Origin of the sequence: Nocardioides sp. NPDC058538 (genome assembly GCF_042719275.1) — a bacterium.
Classification (GTDB): Bacteria; Actinomycetota; Actinomycetes; order Propionibacteriales; family Nocardioidaceae; genus Nocardioides.
Window position 1 is genome coordinate 49,601 of sequence record NZ_JBHXNY010000002.1, and the last position, 20,743, is coordinate 70,343.

The window sequence follows — 20,743 nt, forward strand, 5'->3', positions numbered from 1 at the left end:
GACCGTTAGTGTTCACGCATGGGCAAGCAACAGGACTTCGTGCTCCGGGCACTCGAAGAGCGGGACGTACGTTTCGTGCGGCTGTGGTTCACCGACGTGCTCGGCTATCTGAAGTCGGTCGCGGTGGCGCCGGCCGAGCTCGAGAGTGCCTTTGCGGAGGGCATCGGCTTCGACGGCAGCGCGATCGAGGGGTTCGCGCGCGTGACCGAGGCCGACATGCTGGCCCTGCCGGATCCGAGCACGTTCCAGATCCTGCCGTGGCGCACCGATGGCCCGTCCACGGGCCGGATGTTCTGCGACATCGTGATGCCCGACGGTTCGCCGTCCTACGCCGACCCGCGCTACGTGCTCAAGCGCACCCTGTCCAACGCCGCGGAGAAGGGCTTCACCTTCTACACACACCCCGAGATCGAGTTCTACCTCTTCAAGGACAACCCGCGAGACGGCAGCGAGCCGACCCCGGTCGACTCCAGCGGCTACTTCGACCACACCGCCCAGTCGATGGGCGCCGACTTCCGGCGTGAGGCGATCACGATGCTGGAGGCGATGGGGATCTCGGTGGAATACAGCCACCACGAGGGCGGGCCTGGCCAGAACGAGATCGACCTGCGCTATGCCGACGCGCTGAGCACCGCCGACAACATCATGACCTTCCGTACGGTCATCCGGGAGGTGGCACTGAGCCAGGGCATCTGGGCGAGCTTCATGCCGAAGCCGTTCACCGAGCACCCGGGCTCGGGCATGCACACCCACGTGAGCCTGTTCGAGGGCGACGCCAACGCGTTCTACGAGCCGGGCGCCGAATACCAGCTCTCCAAGACCGGTCGCAGCTTCATCGGCGGCGTGCTCCGCCACGCCGGCGAGATCACCGCGGTGACCAACCAGTGGGTCAACTCCTACAAGCGCCTGATCGGCGGGGGAGAGGCGCCGGCTCACGTCGCCTGGGGCCACAACAACCGCTCGGCGCTGGTCCGGGTGCCGATGTACAAGCCGCTCAAGGGCCAGTCGACCCGCATCGAGGTCAGGAGCCTCGACGCCGCCTGCAACCCCTATCTGGCCTTCGCCGTGATCCTGGCGGCGGGCATGAAGGGGATCGAGGAAGGCTACGAGCTGCCGCGTGAGGCCGAGGACGATGTGTGGGCGCTGACCGAGCGCGAGCGCAAGAGCCTCGGCATCGACCCGCTGCCGGAGAACCTCGACGAGGCGATCGGGATGGCCGAGGACTCCGAGCTCCTCGCCGAGACCCTCGGCGAGCACGTCTTCGACTTCTTCCTGCGCAACAAGCGTGCCGAGTGGGCCGCCTACCGTGAGCAGGTGACCGCCTACGAGCGCTCCCGGATGCTGCCTGTCATCTGACCTCCGATAACTGGTTGTCAAGGAAACTCAAGCCCGATTCCACACTTCCGATCCGGTGCTGCCACACTGGATCGAACGGGAGAGTGGTGATGTCGTTGAGTCTTCCCCGAGTGCTTGTGATCCAGCACGAGGAGACAGTTCCGCCGGCGTTGTTCGGTCATTGGCTGGCTGAGGCGGGCATGTGCGTCGACGTCTGTCGGGCGTACGCCGAGCCGATCCCGCCGCTCTCGTCGCTGGACGCCTCCTACTCGGGGCTGCTCGTGATGGGCGGCTCGATGGACGCCGACTCCGACGATGAGCACCCCTGGCTCCAGGTCACCCGCGAGCGGATCGCGCAGGCCGCCGAGGCCGGGATCCCGACGCTCGGGATCTGCCTGGGCCACCAGCTGGCCGCGATGGCGCTCGGCGGCACCGTGGAGCGCAGCCCGTTCGGGCTGACCGTGGGCGTGCGCCAGGTGACCTGGGAGCCCGAGGTGCTCTTCGACCCGCTGATGCGCCTGCTGGCAGGCGACGACCGCGCCATGCACTGGCACCGCGACGTCGTCGGCCAGCTGCCCGAGGGCACCGTCGAGCTGGCCAGCTCGATCGACGGGCAGGTCCAGGCGGCGCGGTTCGCCCCGACCGTGTGGGGCGTGCAGTTCCACCCCGAGGTCGACGCCGCCGCGGTCGCGGTCTGGGCCGAGGAGTCCGTCGAGGAGCTCGAGCAGATCGGACGCAGCGTCGACGACGTGGTCGCGACGGCCACCTTCGCCGAGAGGGAGCTGATCAAGACCTGGCAGCCGCTGGCCTTCGGGTTCGCTCGCCTGGTCCGTGAACGCATCGCCGCCGTCGCCCCCGGCGGCACCCGTGGCGGGGACATCCCGACACTCAGGCCCTGGAGCGCCTGAGTCCGAGCGGGTGACAGAATCGGGGCCATGACGTTGCCAGGCAAGGGCGAGCTGCTCCGGCTCGGCTTCAACGACCCGGACACGGCCCTGGCGGATCTGGCAGGTCTCGGCGCCGGCGCCCATGAGCTGTTGGCGATCCTGGGTCAGGCGGCCGACCCCGATGCGGCGCTGGCCGGTCTGGTCACGCTCGCCGAGTCCCAGGGCGACGGCTTCATCGAGGAGCTCGCCAGCGATGAGGGAACCGCGATGCGGCTGGTCTCGGTGCTCGGCGCCTCGCCCGCGCTGACCGACCACCTGGCCCGCCATCCCGATCACTGGCGCCAGCTGGCCGACCCGACCCTCGGCACGACCAGGCCCGCTGCGTACGTCTTCCGGGCTTCGCTGCTCGGGGCCGTCGGCGCGAAGCCGACCGATGAGAACCCGGTGGCGACGGTCCCGGACGCGGAGGCGGTCGACGCGCTGCGGGTGGAGTACCGCCGCTGGCTGCTCCGGCTGGCCGCCCGCGACCTGGCCCACCAGCTCCCGGTCGACGATGTCGCCGCCGAGCTCTCCGACCTGGCCTGCGCCACCCTCGACGCCGCGCTCGCGGTCGCCCGCGCGCGGGTGGGCGTGGACGCCGACAAGGTCCGGCTGGCCGTCGTCGCGATGGGCAAGTGCGGCGGCCACGAGCTCAACTACGTCTCCGACGTCGACGTGATCTTCGTCCACGAGGCCGCCGAAGGGGTCGCCGACGACGTCTCGCTGCGGGTCGCCACCCAGCTCGCCAGCAACCTGATCCAGGTCTGCTCCGCCCATACGGGCGAGGGCACCATCTGGCCGGTCGACGCCGCGCTGCGTCCCGAGGGCAAGGCGGGCGCGCTCTCGCGCACGATCCCCGGCCACGTCGGCTACTACGAGCGCTGGGCGAGCACCTGGGAGTTCCAGGCGCTGCTCAAGGCCCGGCCGGCCGCGGGCGACGTCGCTCTGGGTCGGGCCTACATCGACGCCGTCAACCCGTTCGTGTGGAAGGCCGCCGAGCGCGACGGCTTCGTCTCCGACACCCAGAAGATGCGGCGCCGGGTCATCGCGCACCTCCCGTCGCGGGAGGCCGACCGCGAGCTCAAGCTCGGCGCCGGCGGGCTGCGCGACGTGGAGTTCGCCGTGCAGCTGCTGCAGCTGGTCCACGGCCGCACCGACACCGGGATCCGCCAGCCCACCACGCTCTCCGCGCTGGCGGCGCTGACCCGCTCCGGCTATGTCGGGCGCGAGGACGGCGAGGCCATGCACGAGGCCTACGCGTTCCTGCGCCGGATGGAGCACCGGCTCCAGCTCTACCGGCTTCGGCGCACCCACGTCGTTCCCGACGACGAGGAGTCGCTGCGCTGGCTGGCGCGCTCGCTCGGCTACCTGCGCGACCCGGTGGTGCGGCTGGAGAAGGAGTGGGGCCACCAGCGGATCGAGGTACGCCGCCTCCACGAGAAGCTCTTCTACCGACCGCTCCTCGACGCGGTCGCCCGGATCCCGTCCGGCCAGGCCCACCTCTCCGCGAAGGCTGCCGAGGAGCGGCTGACCGCGCTGGGCTACGCCGACCCCAAGGCTGCCCTGCGTCACCTCGAGGCGCTCACCACAGGCGTCTCCCGGCGCGCCGCGCTGCAGCGGGCGCTGCTGCCGGTGATGCTGGAGTGGCTCTCCGAGGGCTCGGACCCCGACGCCGGGCTCTTCGGGTTCCGCCGGATCTCCGACGCCCTCGGCGCCACGCCCTGGTATCTGCGCTCACTGCGCGACGAGGGCCTGGTCGCGCAACGCTTCGCCACGATCCTGTCCACCTCGCGCTACACCACGGCGCTGCTCGAGCGGGAGCCCGAGGCGCTGCGCCTGCTGGGCCATGATCTGGCACCGCTCTCGGCCGAGGCGCTCACCGACGAGATGGTCGCCCGCGCCGCCCGTCGGCGCACCACCACCTCCGCCGAGGAGGCCGTACGCCACATCCGGGCGATCCGCCGCCGCGAGCTGTTCCGGATCTCGGCCGCCGAGCTCCTCGGTGAGGCCGGGATCGACACCATCGGTGCCGCCCTGTCCCGGCTGACCGACGCCACCTTGGAGGCCTCGCTGCGCACGGTCGTGGCCGAGGAGGTCGCCCGCCGTGGGATCGACGGGCCTCCGACGCGGATCGCCATCATCGCGATGGGCCGCTACGGCGGGTTCGAGCTCTCCTACGCCTCCGATGCCGACGTGCTCTTCGTCCACCGGCCCGTCGAGGGTGCAGACCCGGGCGAGGCGACCCAGTTCGCGCTCAAGGTCATCGCCGACCTGCGCCGGCTGCTCGCCCTGCCGGGTGCCGACCCGCCCCTGGAGATCGACGCCGACCTGCGCCCCGAGGGGCGGCAGGGCGCGCTGGTGCGGACACTGCCGGCGTACGCCTCCTACTACGCGAAGTGGTCGGGCATCTGGGAGTCGCAGGCGCTGCTGCGCGCAGACGCCGTCGTCGGCGACCCGCAGGTGCGCGAGGCGTTCACCGAGATGATCGACCCGCTGCGCTACCCCGAGGGTGGGCTGAGCGAGGACGACATAGTCGAGGTGCGCCGCATCAAGGGCCGTGTCGACCACGAGCGGCTGCCCCGCGGTGCCGACCCCAACACCCATCTCAAGCTCGGCCGTGGCGGGCTCGCCGACATCGAATGGACCGCCCAGCTGCTGCAGATGCGGCATGCGTACGCGGTGCCGGGGCTGCGTACGCCACGCACCGTCGAGGCGCTGCAGGCCGCCCGCGACGCCTCGTTGATCGAGGCCGACGACGCCGAGACGCTCATCGAGGCATGGCGGATGGTCAGCCGGGTCCGTAACGCGGTCACGCTCGCGCGCGGCCGCCCGGCGGACTCACTGCCCGCCGGGCCCGTCGAACAGCACGCCGTCGCGGCCATCCTCGGTTATCCGGCGGGCGCGACCGACGAGCTGGTCAACGACTACCTGCGGATGACCCGCCTCGCCCACGGTGTGGTCGAGCGCGTCTTCTGGGAGTAGGCCCCAGATCTACTCGGCCTACAGGTTGTTGTCGTTGCGCGGAGGCAGCCAGCCCGGATTGCGGGGCGCCCGAGGCTGCGGCTGAGCCGGCGGCTCGTTGGTCGCCTCCTCGCCGGGCTGTCCACCCTGCGGGTTGAACAGGTCCGTCCGCCGCTCCGGGAAGCCGTTCGAGGGCTGCTGGGCGTAGGGGCGGGGTGTCCAGCGTCCGTTCTGCGGGCGCAGCTGGGTCGGACGCTGGGGGCGCTCGGCCGGGCTCTGGGGGCGCTGGGAGAACATGTTGCCGATGCCTCCTCCCGCGGGCTGGTTCGCCTGCGGGCTGCCGGAGGCCGCCGGCTCACGCGTCGGGAGCGGCTGCAGCGGCTGGCGCGGCTGCTGGAGCAGGTCGGGCTCGTGGCTGGGGTAGGAGGGCAGCCCCAGAGCGGGCCGCTGCGGCATCATCGCGTGGGCGCCGGAGTCGGAGGTCACCGCCCGCTGGTCCGGGGTCCACGGGTCCTCGAGATCGTCGTTGATGCCCGCGAACATGGTGGCGAAGCCGATCACGATCAGCATGCCGGCCGAGATCGCGAAGATCGGCATCGCCAGGTAGACCGGGTCCGCACCGGTGACGTGCCCGAGCTTGTCGTCGGGGGAGCTGTGGATCTCGAGAGCGAGCATGCCGGTGTAGTGCATGACGCACACGCCGATGCCCATGATGACGGCAGCGCCGACACGCATCAGCCGCGTGGTGACGTTGAAGGCGAAGAAGAGCGCGAGAGCCGAGGCGACCAGCGCGATGACGACGGAGGCGACGACGACCGCCGGCTTCCAGACCATCTTGGCGCTCATGTCCATCGCGTACATGCCGGTGTAGTGCATCGCGCACACGCCGGCACCGGTGACCAGGCCACCGACGATGTAGCCCGCGTTGCCGCGCATGGCGGTCGCGATGAGCATGCCGACCATCGCCGCGATGATCGCGACGGCGAGCGAGATGAGAGTGGTGCCGACGTCGAGGGCGTACGCCACGTGACTGTCGAAGGCGAGCATGCCGATGAAGTGCATGGACCAGATCGCGCCCCCGCCGATCGAGGCGGCCGCGCCGAAGAGCCAGAGCCAGGCGCCGGTGCCGGTGCCGCGCAGCCGAGCGCGGGTAGCACAGGTCAGACCGACCCAGGAACCGAGGACGGAGATGATGAACGACATCCCAACCAGGGGTTGGCTGAACGCCCCGATCGTGACTTCTTCGATGGTTGTCACGCTGCTTTGACTTCCTCTCGTTCCTCGCCGGATGGGGTGTGGGGGATCGGCGAGGTTGATCTGGAAACATGTAAAGATACCCCGAGGGGTATCCGAGATGGATCCATAGCGGGCAATGGTGCCGTTGTCGCGCGGGTCACAATAGAGGAACAGGTCCCCCATTTCCATGTGGGGGGTAGGGTATGGCCGCTATGGCCGACGATGTATATGTGCTCGAGCTCGACGCGATGAAGCAGTCGGCTGTCGATCTGGGGGATCCGACCCGCCTCGTGTTCGACTACATGAGGCGTATCGGGGATGTTATCGACCGACTGCCTCCAGGGCCAGTGCGGGTTCTGCATGTCGGCGGCGCTGCGATGACGCTGGCGCGCTACGTCCACGCGACCCGGCCGCGCTCTTCCCAGATCGTGCTCGAGCCGTCGGTCGAGATCATCGAGCGCGTACGCAGCGAGGCGCCGCTCCCGCCGCGCAGCGGCATCAAGGTGCGCCCGGTCGACGGGAAGAGCGGCATCGGCGGCGTACGCGACGGCTTCGCCGACCTGGTGATCCTCGACGCCTTCGACGGCGGTCGCACCCCGGACGACCTCGTCTCCGCCGCCTTCATCGAGGACGTACGCCGCGTGCTCGCCCCCTCCGGGGTCTTCGTCGCCAACCTCGTCGACCGGGCGCCGTTCCCCCAGGCGCGTGACTTCGTCGCGGCGGCCCGCGACCTCGGCGACATGGTCGTCGGTGTAGAGCCGGCGACGATGAAGGGCCGCCGCCCCGGCAATCTGGTGATCGTCTGTGGTGCGGTGCTGGGCTCGCCGTTCGGGTCGCCCTCTCCGATGGAGTACCGGATCTTCACCGACCGCGCCGTCGCCGACTCCTTCGGCGGCGGGACGCGCCGCTAGGCTGGCGGGCATGTCGATCGAGCTGGCCCGCACCCACCTGGACCGATTCGGACGCGGTGGAGACATCATCGAGTCGGTGGAGTCGAAGGCGACCGTCGAGCTCGCCGCGGTCGCTCTCGGGGTCTCGCCGGCGGAGATCGCCAAGACCATCAGCCTCTACACCGAGGACCGGACCGCCGCGATCCTCATCGTCGCGGCCGGCGACGCCAAGATCGCCAACGCGAAGTTCAAGGCCCACTTCGGCACCAAGGCGCGGATGCTCGCCGCCGAGGACGTGGAGCCGATGACCGGCCACGCGATCGGCGGCGTCTGCCCGTTCGGCAACCCGCCGGCGGCCGAGGTCTGGCTCGACGCCTCGATGAAGCGCTTCGACATGGTCTACCCGGCTGCGGGGAGCGCCAACACGACGATCGCGCTCACTCTCGGCGACCTGGAGACGATCAGCGAAGCCCGGGGCTGGGTCGACGTCACCAGGCTTCCTGAGTAGGCACCGACCCCACAAAGGGGACAGCCCCGCCCTGCCGAAGCAGGAGCGGGGCTGCCTTTGCTGAAATGTCAGCTAGGTCTTTGGTCAGACCGGGCGGACGTTCTCGGCCTGCGGGCCCTTGGGGCCCTGGGTCACGTCGAACTCGACGCGCTGGTTCTCGTCCAACGTCTTGTAGCCGTTGGTCTGGATCGCGGAGAAGTGCACGAAGACATCGTCGCCCCCGTTGTCCTGGGCGATGAAGCCGAAGCCTTTGTCGCCGTTGAACCACTTCACGGTTCCCTGAGTCATGAATCTAATCCTTGTGTACACAGGGCGACTCCGTGCCGCCCTTTGGGCGTTGAATCCACGAGTCCTGATTTCTGCTTCTGCGGAAGACCAAGTGCTGCACGAACGGTCACCGAGAGCAACCGCGAAGCGCGTGGGAGCGCCTCCTTCAACGTAGACAAGCCTACATCCCACAAGCCGAGTTCGGGCAACCCCTGTTTTTCGGCGTTTCAGGCCCCGGATCCGTTCGAAAAGCAGGCCGCTGCGGGCCGCCCGGTTTGACAACCCCGAGCATCACATCGACAAGATCGGGGTACTGGTGGCCAACCGACGAGAATAGGGGTCCACGTGGACCAGCCATGGTGGCGCGAAGCCGTCGCATATCAGATCTACCCGCGTTCGTTCGCGGACTCGAACGGCGACGGGCTCGGTGACCTGCAGGGGATCACCGACCACCTGGACTACCTCGCCGCGCTGGGCGTCGATGCGATCTGGATCTGCCCGTTCTACACCTCGCCGCAGAACGACCACGGCTACGACGTCGCCGACTACTGCGACGTCGACCCTATCTTCGGCACGCTGGCCGACGCCGACCACCTGATCGCGCGTGCTCACGAGCTCGCCCTGAAGGTCATCGTCGACCTGGTCCCCAACCACACCTCCTCGGCGCACCCGTGGTTCGTGGAGGCGCGCGCGGCGGAACCCGGGTCGCCGGCCAGGGACCGCTACATCTTCCGCGACGGCCGCGGCGAGAACGGCGAGGAGCCGCCCACCAACTGGCGCTCGGTCTTCGGCGGTCCGGCGTGGACGCGGATCGAGGGCGGGCAGTGGTACCTGCACCTCTTCGACGACGACCAGCCCGACCTCAACTGGCACAACCCCGAGGTGGTCGAGGAGTTCACCAAGATCCTCACCTTCTGGCTCGACCGGGGCGTGGACGGCTTCCGGGTCGACATCGCCCACGGGCTCTTCAAGGAGCTGCGCGACCAGGTCGTCCCCGAGGGGCTCGCGCCGACCTCCGACGCCGCGGTGATGTACGAGCGCGGCGTCACCGACGCGCCGATGTGGGACAACCTGGGCGTCCACGAGATCTATCGCGCCTGGCGCAAGCTGATCGACTCCTTCGACGGCGACCGGATGATGGTCGCCGAGGCCTGGACCCCCGGTCCGGCGGAGCTGCGGCGCTACGTACGTGCCGACGAGTTCAACCAGGCGTTCAACTTCTCCTGGCTGCAGGCGCCCTGGTCGGCCGAGGCGTTCACCAACGTCATCGGGTCGACGCTGAAGGCGCTCGGTCCTTCGCGGGCGGCGCCGACCTGGGTCCTGTCCAACCACGATGTCGTACGCCACCGCTCGCGTTATGGCGACGGGCTGCAGGCGCTTCACCGGGCGCGCGCGGCGACCCTGACGATGCTGGCGCTTCCGGGGTCTGCGTACCTCTACCAGGGAGAGGAGCTGGGCCTGCCGCAGGTCTATCTGCCGCCGGAGTATCAGGAGGATCCGTGGTCGGAGACCGGTGAGGGCGGTCGTGACGGGTGCCGGGTGCCGCTGCCGTGGAGCGGGTTCGAGCCGCCCTTCGGGTTCAGCGAGGTGCCCGACGAGGAGACGACCGGAGTGAGGTCGAGCGGCGAGCTTGCTCGTCCGCTTGCGCCGAACGAGGGAGTGATCCCGCGAAGCGGGAAGCTGCCGACGCAGCCGTGGCTGCCGCAGCCGGCCGAGTGGGTCGACCTCACCGTGGCCGCCCAGAACGGTGTCCGGGACTCCACGCTGGAGTTCTACCGGGCGGCGCTGGCGGCACGACGCGCCTTCGCGCTCGGTGCCGACGAGGACGTGGAGCTCCTGGACGCACCCGAGGGTGTCGTCTCGTTCCGGCGCGGCGGGGTCGGCGGTTCGCCGGCTGCGCCCGGTCTGGGGGCAAGGACCGACCTGATCGTCGTCCTCAACTGCGGCATGGAGCCGACGCCGCTTCCCGAGGGCGAGATCGTGATGTACAGCGGCGACCCGGTCGTGGGCGACCTGCCCACCGACGCGGCGGTCTGGATCATCGCGCCCGCGGTCGACTGAGCCCCGGGTCGGCGGGATCGTCTCACAAGATTGTCAACAATTTTGGTACGCTCCATGGACCCGACCAAGGAGGACACGTGACGGTCTCGCCGGCCCAGGTAACCCAGCACGACGTGGCGGAGGCGATCCGCCGCGACATTCTCGAGGGTGAGCTCGTCGCCGGCCAGCGCCTGGTCGAGGCCGACCTCTCCGAGTCGCTCGGTGCCAGCCGCGGTGCCGTACGCGGCGCCCTGATCGACCTCACCCACGAGGGCCTGGTCGAGCGGATCGCCAACCGCGGCGCCCGGGTGCGGGTGGTCAGCACCGAGGAGGCCGTCGAGATCATCGAGGTCCGCGCCGCCGTCGAGGCGCTGTGCGCGGCCAAGGCCGCCGAGAAGATCACCGACGAGGAGATCGCCGAGCTGCGCCGGCTCGGCGAGGAGATGTCGGCCGCGGTCGCCTCCGGCGACGTCGGCACCTACTCCCGCCTCAACACCCACCTCGACGAGCGCTTCGTGGCCATCTCCGGTCAGCAGGTCGCGGCCGAGACGCTCGCGCGACTCCAGGGCCGGAGCGTACGTCACCAGTACCGGCTCGCCTACCGACCCGGTCGCTCCCAGGTCTCGCTGCCCCAGCACCTCGCGATCATCGAGGCGCTCGCCCGGCGCGACCCCGCTGCCGCGGACACCGCCGTGCGCGCGCACCTTGCCAGCGTCCTCGAGGCCGTGCGCGAGATCGCCCCGTCCCGATAGGAGACCCTGTCGAGGTCGTCACACGGGACGCTCGCCCTTCTTGGCCTTCTGGATCAGCTCGTAGACGTGTGCGCGCAGCTCCGCGAAACGCGGAGCGGAGCGGGTGGTCAGCTGGTCGCGCTCGTCGGGGAGGTCGATGGCCACGTCCTTCAGGATCACCGTCGGCCGGTTGGAGAGCACGAGCACCCGCTGGCCGAGATAGACGGCCTCGTCGATGTCGTGGGTGACGAACAGGACCGTCACGCCGAGCCGCTTCCACAGCTCGCGGACGAGATCCTCCAGGTCGGCCCGGGTCTGAGCGTCGACGGCGGCGAACGGCTCGTCCATCAGCAGGACCGAGGGCTCGTAGGCGATCGCACGGGCGATCGCGACCCGCTGCTGCATGCCGCCGGAGAGCTGCCAGGGATGAGAGGAGGCTGAGTCGGTCAGCCCGACGGCCGAGAGCGCCTCGTCGACCAGCTCGGTCCGGCGCGCCCGCGGGACCTTCTTCTCCTTGAGCGGCAGCTCGACGTTCTGTCGGACGGTGAGCCAGGGGAACAGCGAGCGGCCGTACTCCTGGAAGACCACCGCCATCCCGGCCGGCGGCTCGGTGACCGGGATGCCGTCGAGCTCGACGACGCCGGCGGTGGCGTCGAGGAGGCCGCTGATGCAGCGCAGCAGGGTGGTCTTGCCGGCGCCGGAGGGGCCGACGATGCAGACCAGCTCGCCCTGGCCGATCGAGAAGTCGAGCTGCTCGATGGCCTCCAGGGAGGTGCCGCCGGTGGTGTAGGTCTTCTTCAGGCCACGTACGTCCAGCGCAGTTGACACGGGTTCTCCTCGGGTGCGGGGTCAGGCGCCGCGGTCGGCCTGGCGCAGGCCGCGGTACCAGGCGAGCGAGTAGTGCTCGACGAGACGGAACAGGACCGAGAGCAGGAAGCCGAGCATTCCGAGGAGGATGATCCCGGTCCACATCTGGGGCACGGCGAAGCTGCGCTGGAACTGCACGATCGAGGCGCCGAGGCCGCGGTTGGCGCCGAAGAGCTCGCTGATCACCATCAGGATGACGCCGATCGACAGCGCCTGGCGCGCTCCCGCCGCGATCTGCGGCGAGGCCCCGCGCAGCACCACCTGCCTCAGCCGGGTCCAGGCGCTGAACCGGTAGCAGCGGGCGGTGTCGAGCATGACCTCGTCCAGTCCGCGTACGCCTTCGACGGTGTTGAGCAGGATCGGCCACAGGCAGCCGAGCGCGATCGTGACGATCTTGGACGCGTCGCCGGTGTAGCCGAGGAACAGCGCGATCACCGGCACCAGGACCGGCGGCGGCACGGCCCGGAAGAACTCCAGCGTCGGCTCGCAGAACGCGCGGACCGGGCGGTAGAGGCCGATGACGACCCCGAGGAGTACGCCGCCGGCCAGTGCGAGCAGATAGCCGATCGCGAGCCGCGCCAGACTGGGCAGCACATCGCCGCGCCAGCGGTCCGCGGTCCAGGTCTCCCCGAAGACGCCGACGATCTTGGACAGCGGCGGCCAGAAGACGCTCGTGGAGCCGGCCGAGGCGAACCACCACACCGCGACCAGCACGATCGGAAGGGCGAGGGCGTACGCGATGGTCCGTGCGAATCTCATCGGGCCTCCTTGCGGATCGAGACGTGCCAGCGGAGCGTGCGCCGTTCCAGGGCCCGGGCGACCAGGTTGACGGCGACGCCGATGAGCCCGACGACGATGACCAGGGCGTACGTCTTCTCGACCGCGCCGGAGGACTGGGCGACGCCGATGGACCTGCCGAGGCCGGGCACGCCGATGATCAGCTCGGCGGTGATCTCCAGGATCAGCGCGACCGAGGCGGCCAGCCGGAAGCCGGTCATGACGTAGGGGAGCGCGGTGGGCCAGAGGACCGTGCGGACGGTGGCCAGCCGCGAGAAGCGGTAGGAGCGGGCGGTGTCGCGTACGACCGGGTCCACGTCGGCGACCCCGTAGAGCACCTGCACGAGGATCTGCCAGAACGCGGCGTACACGACCAGGATCAGCGCCGAGGTCGGCCGGCTGCCGTAGAGGAGCACGACGAGGGGGATCAGGGCGACCGAGGGGATCGGGCGCAGGAACTCGATCGTGGAGGCGGTCAGGTCGCGCAGGAAGCCGACCGAGCCGATGACCACGCCGAGCACGATGCCGGCGGCCATCGCGATGGCCAGGCCGGTGGCCCAGCCCCGGAGGGTGGCGCCGAGGTCGGTCCAGAAGGCGGCCTCGCCGAGCTGGTCGAACAGCTCGGTGAACATCGCGCTCGCCGGCGGAAGATAGCTGCCGTTGACGATGCCGAGACGCGGCAGCGCCTCGGCCAGCCCGACGACGACGAGCAGGCCGAGTACGCCCAGGGCAGCGTCCCGGCCCCGGCCGGCGATCCGCCTGGGGCGGGTGCCGGCCACGGGCAGGGTCGTGACGGTCATGGAAGCAGGGCGTCCACGTCCGGGTCCTTGGTGAACAGACCGTCCGCCTTCGAGAGGTCCGCCAGCTTCTGGATCGACTCGGCATCGATCTCGGATGTCCACTGCGGCATGTTGAGCTCGGCGAGCACCTTGTCGTCGATGTCGGTGTAGGTCGGGAGGATCTCCTTGACCTCGTCCTGGTGCTGCTGGGCGTAGTCGAGCGACTTGTTCATCGCGGCGGTGAAGGCCTCGACGGTGTCGGCGTCGGACTCGGCATGGTTCGTCGAGGTGAAGTACTCCGCGACCGCGAGACCCGGGTCGGCGGCGACGAAGTTGGAGCCGAGGTCGGTCATGCCGCCCTGGGTGCCGATGGTGAGGAACGGCTCGACGACCTGACCCGCGTCGACGTCGCCCTTCTCGATGGCCGGGCCGATCTCGGGGAAGGCCAGCTCGACGTACTCGATCTTGGTCGGGTCGCCGCCGTCCTGGCGGACGAGCTCGTTGGTGGTGGTCGTGTTGATGTTCTTGAGCGTGTTGACCGCGACCTTCTTGCCCTCCAGGTCCTTGGGCGAGGTGATGTCGCTGCCGGCCTTGACCAGGACACCGGCCATGTCGGCCGCCGGGTCGTCGGTGGCGTTGACGCCGGCAGTGACGACCTTGACCGGAACCTCCTGGGTCTGGGCCAGGAGCAGGGAGGTCGTGTTGGAGAAGCCGAACTGGTACTGACCGCTGGCCACGGCGGGGATGATCGCGGCACCGCCCTGGGCGAGCTCGAGGTTGACGTCGAGGCCCTCCTCCTTGAAGAACCCCTTCTCCACCCCCAGATAGATGGGCGCGACATCGACGACCGGGATCACGCCGACCGTGATCTCGGTGGCGCCACCGGCACCCTCCTCGGCGGACTCGCCACCACCACAGGCACCGAGCGCGAGCGGTAGGGCGAGAACGAGTGTGGCTGCCAGACCGCGACGCGCGGCGCGGGCGGGGGAGCGGTTCATCGGGACTCCTCGTGGGCTGTGGGGTAGCGACCGCGGCACAACCTAGTGGTGCCCGCGGGTGGAGGCCACGAAATCCGGAATTCAGTGCACGGAATGACGCATCTGCTGGTGACAGCGGCGGGAGCGGTGGTGTCCCTTGCTGAAGACGAGCGCCCCGACCCCGATCGCGGCGAAGATCCACCACGGCACGCCCATCACGACCAGCCCGATCGCGACGAGGAGGAAGCAGGCGACCAGCGGGAACGCCCGCGGGCGGCCGCGGCGCGGACGGCGGACCGCCTGCGGCGGCTGTGGCGCGCTCTTCGGCAGGTCGGTGAAGAGCATCTCCAGGTCGGCACGGACCTTCGCGGACCAGACCGCGTCCAGGCGCTCGTAGTAGTCGTCGTCGGTGAGCCGGCCTGTCGAGTAGTGCTCGGCGAGCCTCGCCGACGCCTCCTCCCGATCGGCCTCGCTCACCCGCAGGTTGTCGAGGTTGCTCATGCCGCCGCCTCCGTAGCGCAAGCGCCATCGTACGGACGCGGCGGCCTGAGGCTTGTTGTCGCTCGCTTGCGCTCGCTCATGTCATCTCCCTTGTGAAGGCCGCATCGACTGTCGGCGAAGTGTCCCGATATATCGCGAGGGTACGCCTGAAGAGATGCCGTCGCAAGGGACTTTGGTCGGCTCGGGGCTGACCCTTTGGCTGCCTCTGGGGCTAGGTGAGCAGCAGCACGACCAGCAGGATCGCCGGGACCGTGGCCAGCGTGCTGACGAAGATGACGTCGCGGGCCAGCAGGGTGGCCCGGTTGTAGCGCTGCGCGACGACGAACACGTTCTGGGCCGTCGGCAGCGCGGAGAGCACTGTCACGGCCAGCAGCGCCTCGGCGTCGAGGCCGAGCACGAACCGCCCGATGACGTACGCCGCCACCGGCTGCACGATCTGCTTGGTCGCGACCACGGCGGCCAGGTCGAGCGCTGGGACGCCGCGCCCGGGCAGCGGGCCGAGCCGGAGCGCGACGCCGTAGGCGATCAGCATGGAGGGGACCGCCATCCCGGCCACCAGCTCCAGCGGATCCGCGACGGCTGTGGGCAGGTCGAGATCGGTGACGGAGAGCGCCACCCCGATCAGGGAGGCGACGGTGATCGGGTTGGTCAGCGGGCGGCGGATCACGTCCCAGAACGACAGCTTCGTCGTGCTCGCGTCGGCGTCGAGCAGGACCAGCGCCAGCGGCTGGAGGACCAGCATCTGCAGCAGCAGCGTCGGCGCGACCAGGACCGGGTCGCCCAGGACGTACGCCGCGATCGGCAGGCCGAGGTTGCCGGCGTTCGCGTAGGAGCCGCACAGGACCGCGACCACCGTGTCGCCCAGGCCGCGGCGGCGCAGCGTCTCCACGGTGGCCACGAGCGTCGCGGCGACGAGCACGCCGCCGGCGACCGCGACCAGGTTGCCGGAGAGCACGAAGCCGAGGTCGCTGTCGTCCATGACCGTGATGAGCAGCGCCGGGCTGGCGACGTAGAACGCGACCGTCGAGAGCGTCCGCTGGCCGCGCTCGTCGAGGATCCGGAGCTGGGCGAGCAGGGCGCCGAGGGCGATGAGGACGGTGATCGTGGCGAAGCCGGTGAAGACCCCTGCCACGGCCTAGATCTCGCGCCGCAGGTCGAGGAGCCCGCGGGCGGCGTGCTCGGTGACGATGCGTTCGGACTCGGCGGCGTCGCGAGCGCGCAGGGCGATCACGAGGGCACGGTGCTCGGCGTAGCGGTCGGCGCCGAACTCGTCGCCGGCAAGCAGGTGCGACCGGGAGATCTCCCGCTGCCGCGACCGGCTCAGCGAGCGGGACTGCTCGAGGAGGCGTACGAGAACCGGGTTGTGGGCCGCGGCGTTGACCTGCTCGTTGAAGCGGCCGAGGACGTCGAGGAAGCGGTCGGCGTGCTTCTCGACCGGCTTGCCGTCGCGATGGCGCGCCCGGATCAGGATCACCAGGTCGTCGGCCTCGTCGAGCAGCCGGTCGAGCTCGTCGAGCTCGTCATCGGTCGCATGCCGGGCGGCGAACCGGGCGGCCAGGCCGCGCAGCGCGACCTCCACCTCGGCCAGGTCGTGGCTGGCGTCCTCCTCGATCCGGGCCACCAGCGTCGTACGCGGGCCCACCCGCTCCACGAGTCCGTCGAGCTCGAGCCGCCGGATCGCCTCGCGGACCGGGGTCGGGCTGACACCGAGACGCTCGGCCATGCCTCGCTCGGTCACCTTGGCGCCGGGCTCGAGCTCACCGGAGCCGATCTGGGTGCGTAAGGCCTGATAGACGCGCTCGGCCACCGTCGTGGTCTCCGGGGCGGTCGCGGGGGAGGAGATCGACATGGTCCTGATCCTAGGCCACTTTTCCGACAGTGCCACCTCTTGACTGTTTTGCTGTAGCAAAACTACTGTGAGCGCCGCCACAGCCCGCAGGGTCCATGCCGGGACCATGCAGAGATCACGGAGGTCCGTCTCGTGAGCACCACCATCCCCACCGCACCACCACGGCAGCTCGGGCCGCGCCGGATCACCCTCCTCGTCGCGCTGGCGGTCTTCGCCCAGGAGTCGATGTGGAACTTCTACGACAGCCAGGTTCCGCCGCTGCTGCGCGACCACCTGGCCAGCGCCGCCCTCGTCGGCTTCATCATGGGCATGGACAACCTGCTCGGCATCTTCATCCAGCCGTGGATGGCCAACCGGTCCGACCGGACGCGCACCCGTTGGGGCCGGCGAATGCCCTACCTCGCCGTCGGGATGCCCCTCGCGGCGCTGCTGTTCGTGACCCTGCCGCACACCGCGAACTCGCTGCCGCTGCTGATCGTCGTCATCGTCGCGTTCGCGCTGGTCTCGAACTCGTTCAAGCCGATCGGCGAGGCGCTGGTGCCCGACTTCATCGCCCCCGAGCGCCGCAGCCGGGCCAATGCCGCCGTCAAGATCGCCTCCAGCCTCACCGTCATCGTCGCGGCGCTGGTCAGCATCCTGCTGGTTGACGACCATCCGGCGCTTGCCTTCGCGGTGATCGCGCTGATCACCCTCGTCTCGGTCACCGTGCTGTGCCTCTCGATCCGCGACAGCTCCTCGCCCGGTTACCAGGCGGCGGTGGCCGAGGACGCCGCCGAGGAGTCGACGTCGGTCGGACAGGCCCGCATCCGCGACACCATCTGGGAGATCGTGCGCGACACCGACCGCAGCCGGCTGCTGCTGATCGTCGCGATCCTCGTCTTCGGCAGCGCCTGGGCCGGGTCGCGCGCGCTGGTCACGCCCTACGGCATGGAGGCCCTCGGGCTCTCGCGCGGCGACGCGGGCGGTCTCACCTTGCCGAGCGGGGTCGCGTTCCTGCTCGCGGCCTATCCCACCGCGCTGTTCGCCGAGCGCTTCGGCCGGCTGCGCACCATGATCGCCGGGATGGCGATCTTCGCGGCCGCCATGGTCCTCGGCACCCTGGTGCAGACCCCGACCGGCACCGTGGTGGCGTTCTGCATCGGCGCCGCCGGTGCCTCGGCCTTCCTGGTCAACGCCGTCGTCGTGCTGTGGAACCTGGCGCCGTCGGCGCGGGTCTTCGGGACGTACGCAGCGCTCTACGCGGTGGGATGGCAGAGCGGTGCCTTCCTCGGTCCGGCCTTGATCGGCGGGGCCGTCGACATCTTGGGCTGGCAGACGATGCTGCTCGACATCGCGGTCGTCGCGGCGGTCGCGGTCGTGATCGTGGTGCGGATCGACCGCCTCCAGCGGCGCGGCGACGTCGAGCGGGCGGTGTGAGCGCGGTGGCCCGGATCCTGATCACCACCGACTACCTGCGACCCGGCGACGAGGTCGACGACCTCCTCCGCTCGCGTGGCCACGAGACCCGCTACCGGTCCGGGGATCTGGTCGCCGACCTCGCCGGGGTGGAGGGCGCGCTGGTCGGTCACGACTCGCTCACCGCCGAGGTCCTCGCATCCGCGGACCGTCTGAGGGCGGTCGTACGCACCGGGGTCGGCTACGACGCGATCGATGTCGAGGCGGCCGCACGTGCCGGGATCACGGTCAGCAACCTGCCCGGGATCAACGCCAACGCGGTCGCGGAGTACACGATGGGGCTGCTCCTGGCCTCCTCCCGCCGGCTGGTCGAGAGCGCGACCGGCGTCGCCTCCGGTGGCTGGCCGCGTGGGGACGGCCGCGAGCTGCGCGGCTCCACCCTGGGCCTGATCGGCTACGGCGCTGCTGCCCGCGCGGTCGTGCCGCTGGCCCGGGCGTTCGGGATGAGGGTGCTGTGCACCAGCGCCGTCGCCGAGGCCGAGCGGACCGACCCGGAGGTCCGGTTCGTCGAGCTGCCCGAGCTTCTTGCGGGAGCCGACTTCGTCTCGGTCCACACCGCGCTCACCCCGCGGACGCGGGGGATGCTCGACGCCGCCGCATTCGCGCTGATGAAGCCGGGAGCGGTGTTGGTGAACACCGCCCGCGGCGCGATCATCGACGAGGACGCGCTCGTCGCCGCCGTACGCGCGGGCCGGATCGCCGGAGCCGCGCTCGACGTGGTCGCCGAGGAGCCGCTGCCTGCCGAGAGCCCGCTGCGCGGGGTCCCCGGCATCGTCGTCCACTCCCACCTGGCCGGGCAGACCGCCCAGGCCCGCCGGGCCGCCGGCCTCGAGGGAGCCCGCGAGCTCCTCGACGCGCTCGCGGGCTGCCCGAAACATGCTGTCAATGCCCACCTGATCGAGAAGAGAGACAACAGATGACCAGCGACAACGCTGACTCCGTCAGCATCTTGGTGCCGAGCGGGATGCTCGGCGCCGGGTTCCCGGAGGAGACGATCAACCGTGGGATCGCGCTGGGGGCCGACGTGATCGCCGTCGACGGCGGCTCCACCGACTCCGGTCCCTACTACCTGGGCGCTTCGAAGCCGAAGACCACCGCCGCCGCGGTCGCCCGCGACCTGCGGCTCCTGCTCCGGGCAGCGGCCGGGGCCGGGATCCCGCTCATCGTCGGCTCCTGCGGCACCAGCGGCACCGACGACGGCGTCGACTGGGTCGCCGGGATCGTCGCCGGCCTGCTCGCCGAGGAGGGCCTGTCGATGAACGTCGCCCGGATCTACAGCGAGCAGCGCGCCGCCGACCTGAAGGAGCCGCTCGAGGCCGGCCGGATCCACCCGCTGCCGCCGCTGGGGGACCTCGACGTCGCGACCCTGGAGGAGTGCACCCACATCGTCGCCATGATGGGCCACGAGCCGATCGCCGAGGCTCTCTCGGCCGGTGCTCAGGTGGTCCTGGCCGGGCGGGCGACCGACACGGCCAACGCCGCTGCGTACGCCTTGCTGAAGGGGATGCCCGCCGGACCGACCTGGCACGCGGCCAAGATCGTCGAGTGCGGTGGCCAGTGCACCACCAACCCGCGGATGGGCGGCGTCTTCGCGACCATCGACCGGACCGGGTTCACCATCGAGCCGCTCGACGAGAGTGCCGCGTGCACGCCGATCTCGGTGGCCGCCCACATGCTGTACGAGACGGCGAACCCGTATCTGATGCGGGAGCCGGACGGCACGCTCGACGTGCGCGATGCCGTCTACACCGCGCTCGACGAGCGCCGGGTGCGCGTCGAGGGCTCGCGGTTCCAGCACGCGGAGCAGCACACGATCAAGCTCGAGGGTGCCCGGATCACCGGCTACGAGACCATGTCGTTCTCCGCGATCCGGGACCCGCTGATCCTGAAGGACATCGAGGGCTGGGCGTCGCTGATGCATATCGTGTTCACCCAGCGGGTCGAGCAGACTCTCGGTCTGACCAGGGACGACTACGACTACGACCTGCGTCTCTACGGCTACGACGCGGTCCTCGGCGATCTCGACCCGTCCACCGAGCCGCCGCGCGAGGTCGGGGTGATGCTGCTCGTCCGGGCCGGCGACCAGGCCCTGGCCACCGCGGTCGCCAAGGTCGCCAACCCGCTGATGCTGCACCTGCCGGCTCAAGACATGGACTACCTGCCCAGCCTGGCGTTCCCGGGCTCGCCGGCCGAGGTCGAGCGAGGGGCCGCGTACGAGTTCGTGCTCAACCACGCCGTCGACAGCCTCACGCCGACCGCCATGTTCCGCACCGAGCTCAGCACCGAGTTCAGCACCGAGATGGGAGAGAAGCACGATGTCTGAGACCACCCTGGGGGACCTCGCGACCGAGGTCCGCTCCAAGAACGCCGGGCCGTTCTGGATCACGATGGAGCTGTTCATGCGTGACGCCGAGGGCTACCGGATCGCGGCCGACGAGACCTTTCTCGACGAGGACGTCGTCGCCGGTCTCTACCGGGTCGATCCCGGGTCGGTCCAGATCTTCCGGATCCCGTCGCTCAACGTCGTCAAGATCTCCTACCCGCGCCCGGTCTCGCAGGGCTCCCTGCGCGACCGCGACACCCACGCGGGCCAGCACCACGTACCGCTCGCGCAGCTGGTGGTGCCCAGCTAGGCCGTGTCTTT

The 20,743-nt window shown here is 70.2% G+C and carries 20 protein-coding genes; 11 read left to right on the forward strand and 9 right to left on the reverse strand.

The features are described 5' to 3' along the window. Positions 1-18: 18 nt before the first annotated feature. The 3 genes from glnA to ACFWQC_RS02215 all read left to right on the forward strand — a co-directional run bounded on the left by glnA (position 19) and on the right by ACFWQC_RS02215 (position 5,243). On the forward strand, positions 19-1,356 hold the full coding sequence (glnA, locus tag ACFWQC_RS02205; protein WP_355021185.1) for a type I glutamate--ammonia ligase: 1,338 nt from the start codon (positions 19-21) through the stop codon (positions 1,354-1,356). 110 nt (positions 1,357-1,466) lie between these two features. Continuing rightward, a complete protein-coding gene (locus ACFWQC_RS02210) occupies positions 1,467-2,243 on the forward strand; it encodes a type 1 glutamine amidotransferase (RefSeq protein ID WP_378672443.1) in 777 nt (258 codons plus the stop codon). Between the two features lie 27 nt (positions 2,244-2,270). Continuing rightward, complete coding sequence (locus ACFWQC_RS02215; RefSeq protein WP_378672446.1) at positions 2,271-5,243, forward strand: bifunctional [glutamine synthetase] adenylyltransferase/[glutamine synthetase]-adenylyl-L-tyrosine phosphorylase; 2,973 nt, start codon at positions 2,271-2,273, stop codon at positions 5,241-5,243. Between the two features lie 18 nt (positions 5,244-5,261). Here ACFWQC_RS02215 and ACFWQC_RS02220 read toward each other — a convergent pair whose 3' ends face one another. Beyond that, entirely contained in the window at positions 5,262-6,479 is a 1,218-nt protein-coding gene (locus ACFWQC_RS02220) for an MHYT domain-containing protein (protein WP_378672449.1), read from the reverse strand. Between the two features lie 191 nt (positions 6,480-6,670). Here ACFWQC_RS02220 and ACFWQC_RS02225 point away from each other — a divergent pair, with 191 nt between their 5' ends. Continuing rightward, positions 6,671-7,369: a spermidine synthase gene (locus ACFWQC_RS02225; RefSeq protein ID WP_378672452.1), complete on the forward strand. Its 699-nt coding sequence runs from the start codon at positions 6,671-6,673 to the stop codon at positions 7,367-7,369. Between the two features lie 10 nt (positions 7,370-7,379). Then, the gene (locus ACFWQC_RS02230) at positions 7,380-7,856 is read left to right on the forward strand and encodes a YbaK/EbsC family protein (protein ID WP_378672455.1); all 477 of its coding nucleotides are present in this window, start codon (positions 7,380-7,382) and stop codon (positions 7,854-7,856) included. A gap of 84 nt (positions 7,857-7,940) precedes the next feature. Here ACFWQC_RS02230 and ACFWQC_RS02235 read toward each other — a convergent pair whose 3' ends face one another. Then, positions 7,941-8,144, reverse strand: a complete 204-nt coding sequence (locus ACFWQC_RS02235; protein WP_091053181.1) for a cold-shock protein — start codon at positions 8,142-8,144, stop codon at positions 7,941-7,943. Positions 8,145-8,468: 324 nt separating this feature from the next. On the opposite strand from ACFWQC_RS02235, the gene ACFWQC_RS02240 reads away from it, so the two are divergent. Then, entirely contained in the window at positions 8,469-10,184 is a 1,716-nt protein-coding gene (locus ACFWQC_RS02240) for a glycoside hydrolase family 13 protein (RefSeq protein ID WP_378672459.1), read from the forward strand. A gap of 77 nt (positions 10,185-10,261) precedes the next feature. Further along, on the forward strand, positions 10,262-10,915 hold the full coding sequence (locus tag ACFWQC_RS02245) for a GntR family transcriptional regulator (protein ID WP_378672462.1): 654 nt from the start codon (positions 10,262-10,264) through the stop codon (positions 10,913-10,915). 18 nt (positions 10,916-10,933) lie between these two features. Here the strand turns inward: ACFWQC_RS02245 and ACFWQC_RS02250 are convergent, their stop codons facing one another. The 7 genes from ACFWQC_RS02250 to ACFWQC_RS02280 all read right to left on the reverse strand — a co-directional run bounded on the left by ACFWQC_RS02250 (position 10,934) and on the right by ACFWQC_RS02280 (position 16,644). Further along, on the reverse strand, positions 10,934-11,722 hold the full coding sequence (locus ACFWQC_RS02250; protein ID WP_378672465.1) for an ABC transporter ATP-binding protein: 789 nt from the start codon (positions 11,720-11,722) through the stop codon (positions 10,934-10,936). Between the two features lie 21 nt (positions 11,723-11,743). Further along, positions 11,744-12,520 carry an ABC transporter permease gene (locus ACFWQC_RS02255; RefSeq protein WP_378672468.1) on the reverse strand — a complete coding sequence of 259 codons (777 nt, stop codon included), beginning with the start codon at positions 12,518-12,520 and terminating at the stop codon, positions 11,744-11,746. Further along, on the reverse strand, positions 12,517-13,338 hold the full coding sequence (locus ACFWQC_RS02260) for an ABC transporter permease (RefSeq protein WP_378672471.1): 822 nt from the start codon (positions 13,336-13,338) through the stop codon (positions 12,517-12,519). Before ACFWQC_RS02260 ends, ACFWQC_RS02255 begins: the two co-directional genes overlap by 4 nt. Then, complete coding sequence (locus ACFWQC_RS02265) at positions 13,335-14,315, reverse strand: ABC transporter substrate-binding protein (protein WP_378672474.1); 981 nt, start codon at positions 14,313-14,315, stop codon at positions 13,335-13,337. The genes ACFWQC_RS02260 and ACFWQC_RS02265 overlap by 4 nt, the downstream gene beginning before the upstream one ends. 81 nt (positions 14,316-14,396) lie before the next feature. Then, positions 14,397-14,795 carry a DUF1707 domain-containing protein gene (locus tag ACFWQC_RS02270; protein WP_378672477.1) on the reverse strand — a complete coding sequence of 133 codons (399 nt, stop codon included), beginning with the start codon at positions 14,793-14,795 and terminating at the stop codon, positions 14,397-14,399. Between the two features lie 211 nt (positions 14,796-15,006). Next, positions 15,007-15,927 (reverse strand): AEC family transporter, encoded by a 921-nt coding sequence (locus ACFWQC_RS02275; RefSeq protein WP_378672480.1) that lies wholly within the window; start codon positions 15,925-15,927, stop codon positions 15,007-15,009. A gap of 3 nt (positions 15,928-15,930) precedes the next feature. Beyond that, positions 15,931-16,644: a GntR family transcriptional regulator gene (locus tag ACFWQC_RS02280; RefSeq protein ID WP_378672483.1), complete on the reverse strand. Its 714-nt coding sequence runs from the start codon at positions 16,642-16,644 to the stop codon at positions 15,931-15,933. Positions 16,645-16,776: 132 nt separating this feature from the next. On the opposite strand from ACFWQC_RS02280, the gene ACFWQC_RS02285 reads away from it, so the two are divergent. The 4 genes from ACFWQC_RS02285 to ACFWQC_RS02300 are packed head-to-tail and all read left to right on the forward strand — an operon-like array spanning position 16,777 to position 20,732. Further along, on the forward strand, positions 16,777-18,060 hold the full coding sequence (locus ACFWQC_RS02285) for an MFS transporter (protein WP_378672486.1): 1,284 nt from the start codon (positions 16,777-16,779) through the stop codon (positions 18,058-18,060). Next, positions 18,057-19,019 (forward strand): phosphoglycerate dehydrogenase, encoded by a 963-nt coding sequence (locus tag ACFWQC_RS02290; protein WP_378672488.1) that lies wholly within the window; start codon positions 18,057-18,059, stop codon positions 19,017-19,019. Before ACFWQC_RS02285 ends, ACFWQC_RS02290 begins: the two co-directional genes overlap by 4 nt. After that, positions 19,016-20,422, forward strand: a complete 1,407-nt coding sequence (locus ACFWQC_RS02295; protein WP_378672490.1) for an acyclic terpene utilization AtuA family protein — start codon at positions 19,016-19,018, stop codon at positions 20,420-20,422. The genes ACFWQC_RS02290 and ACFWQC_RS02295 overlap by 4 nt, the downstream gene beginning before the upstream one ends. Then, positions 20,415-20,732, forward strand: a complete 318-nt coding sequence (locus ACFWQC_RS02300) for a DUF4387 domain-containing protein (protein WP_355225074.1) — start codon at positions 20,415-20,417, stop codon at positions 20,730-20,732. Before ACFWQC_RS02295 ends, ACFWQC_RS02300 begins: the two co-directional genes overlap by 8 nt. The last annotated feature ends 11 nt before the right edge of the window (positions 20,733-20,743 follow it).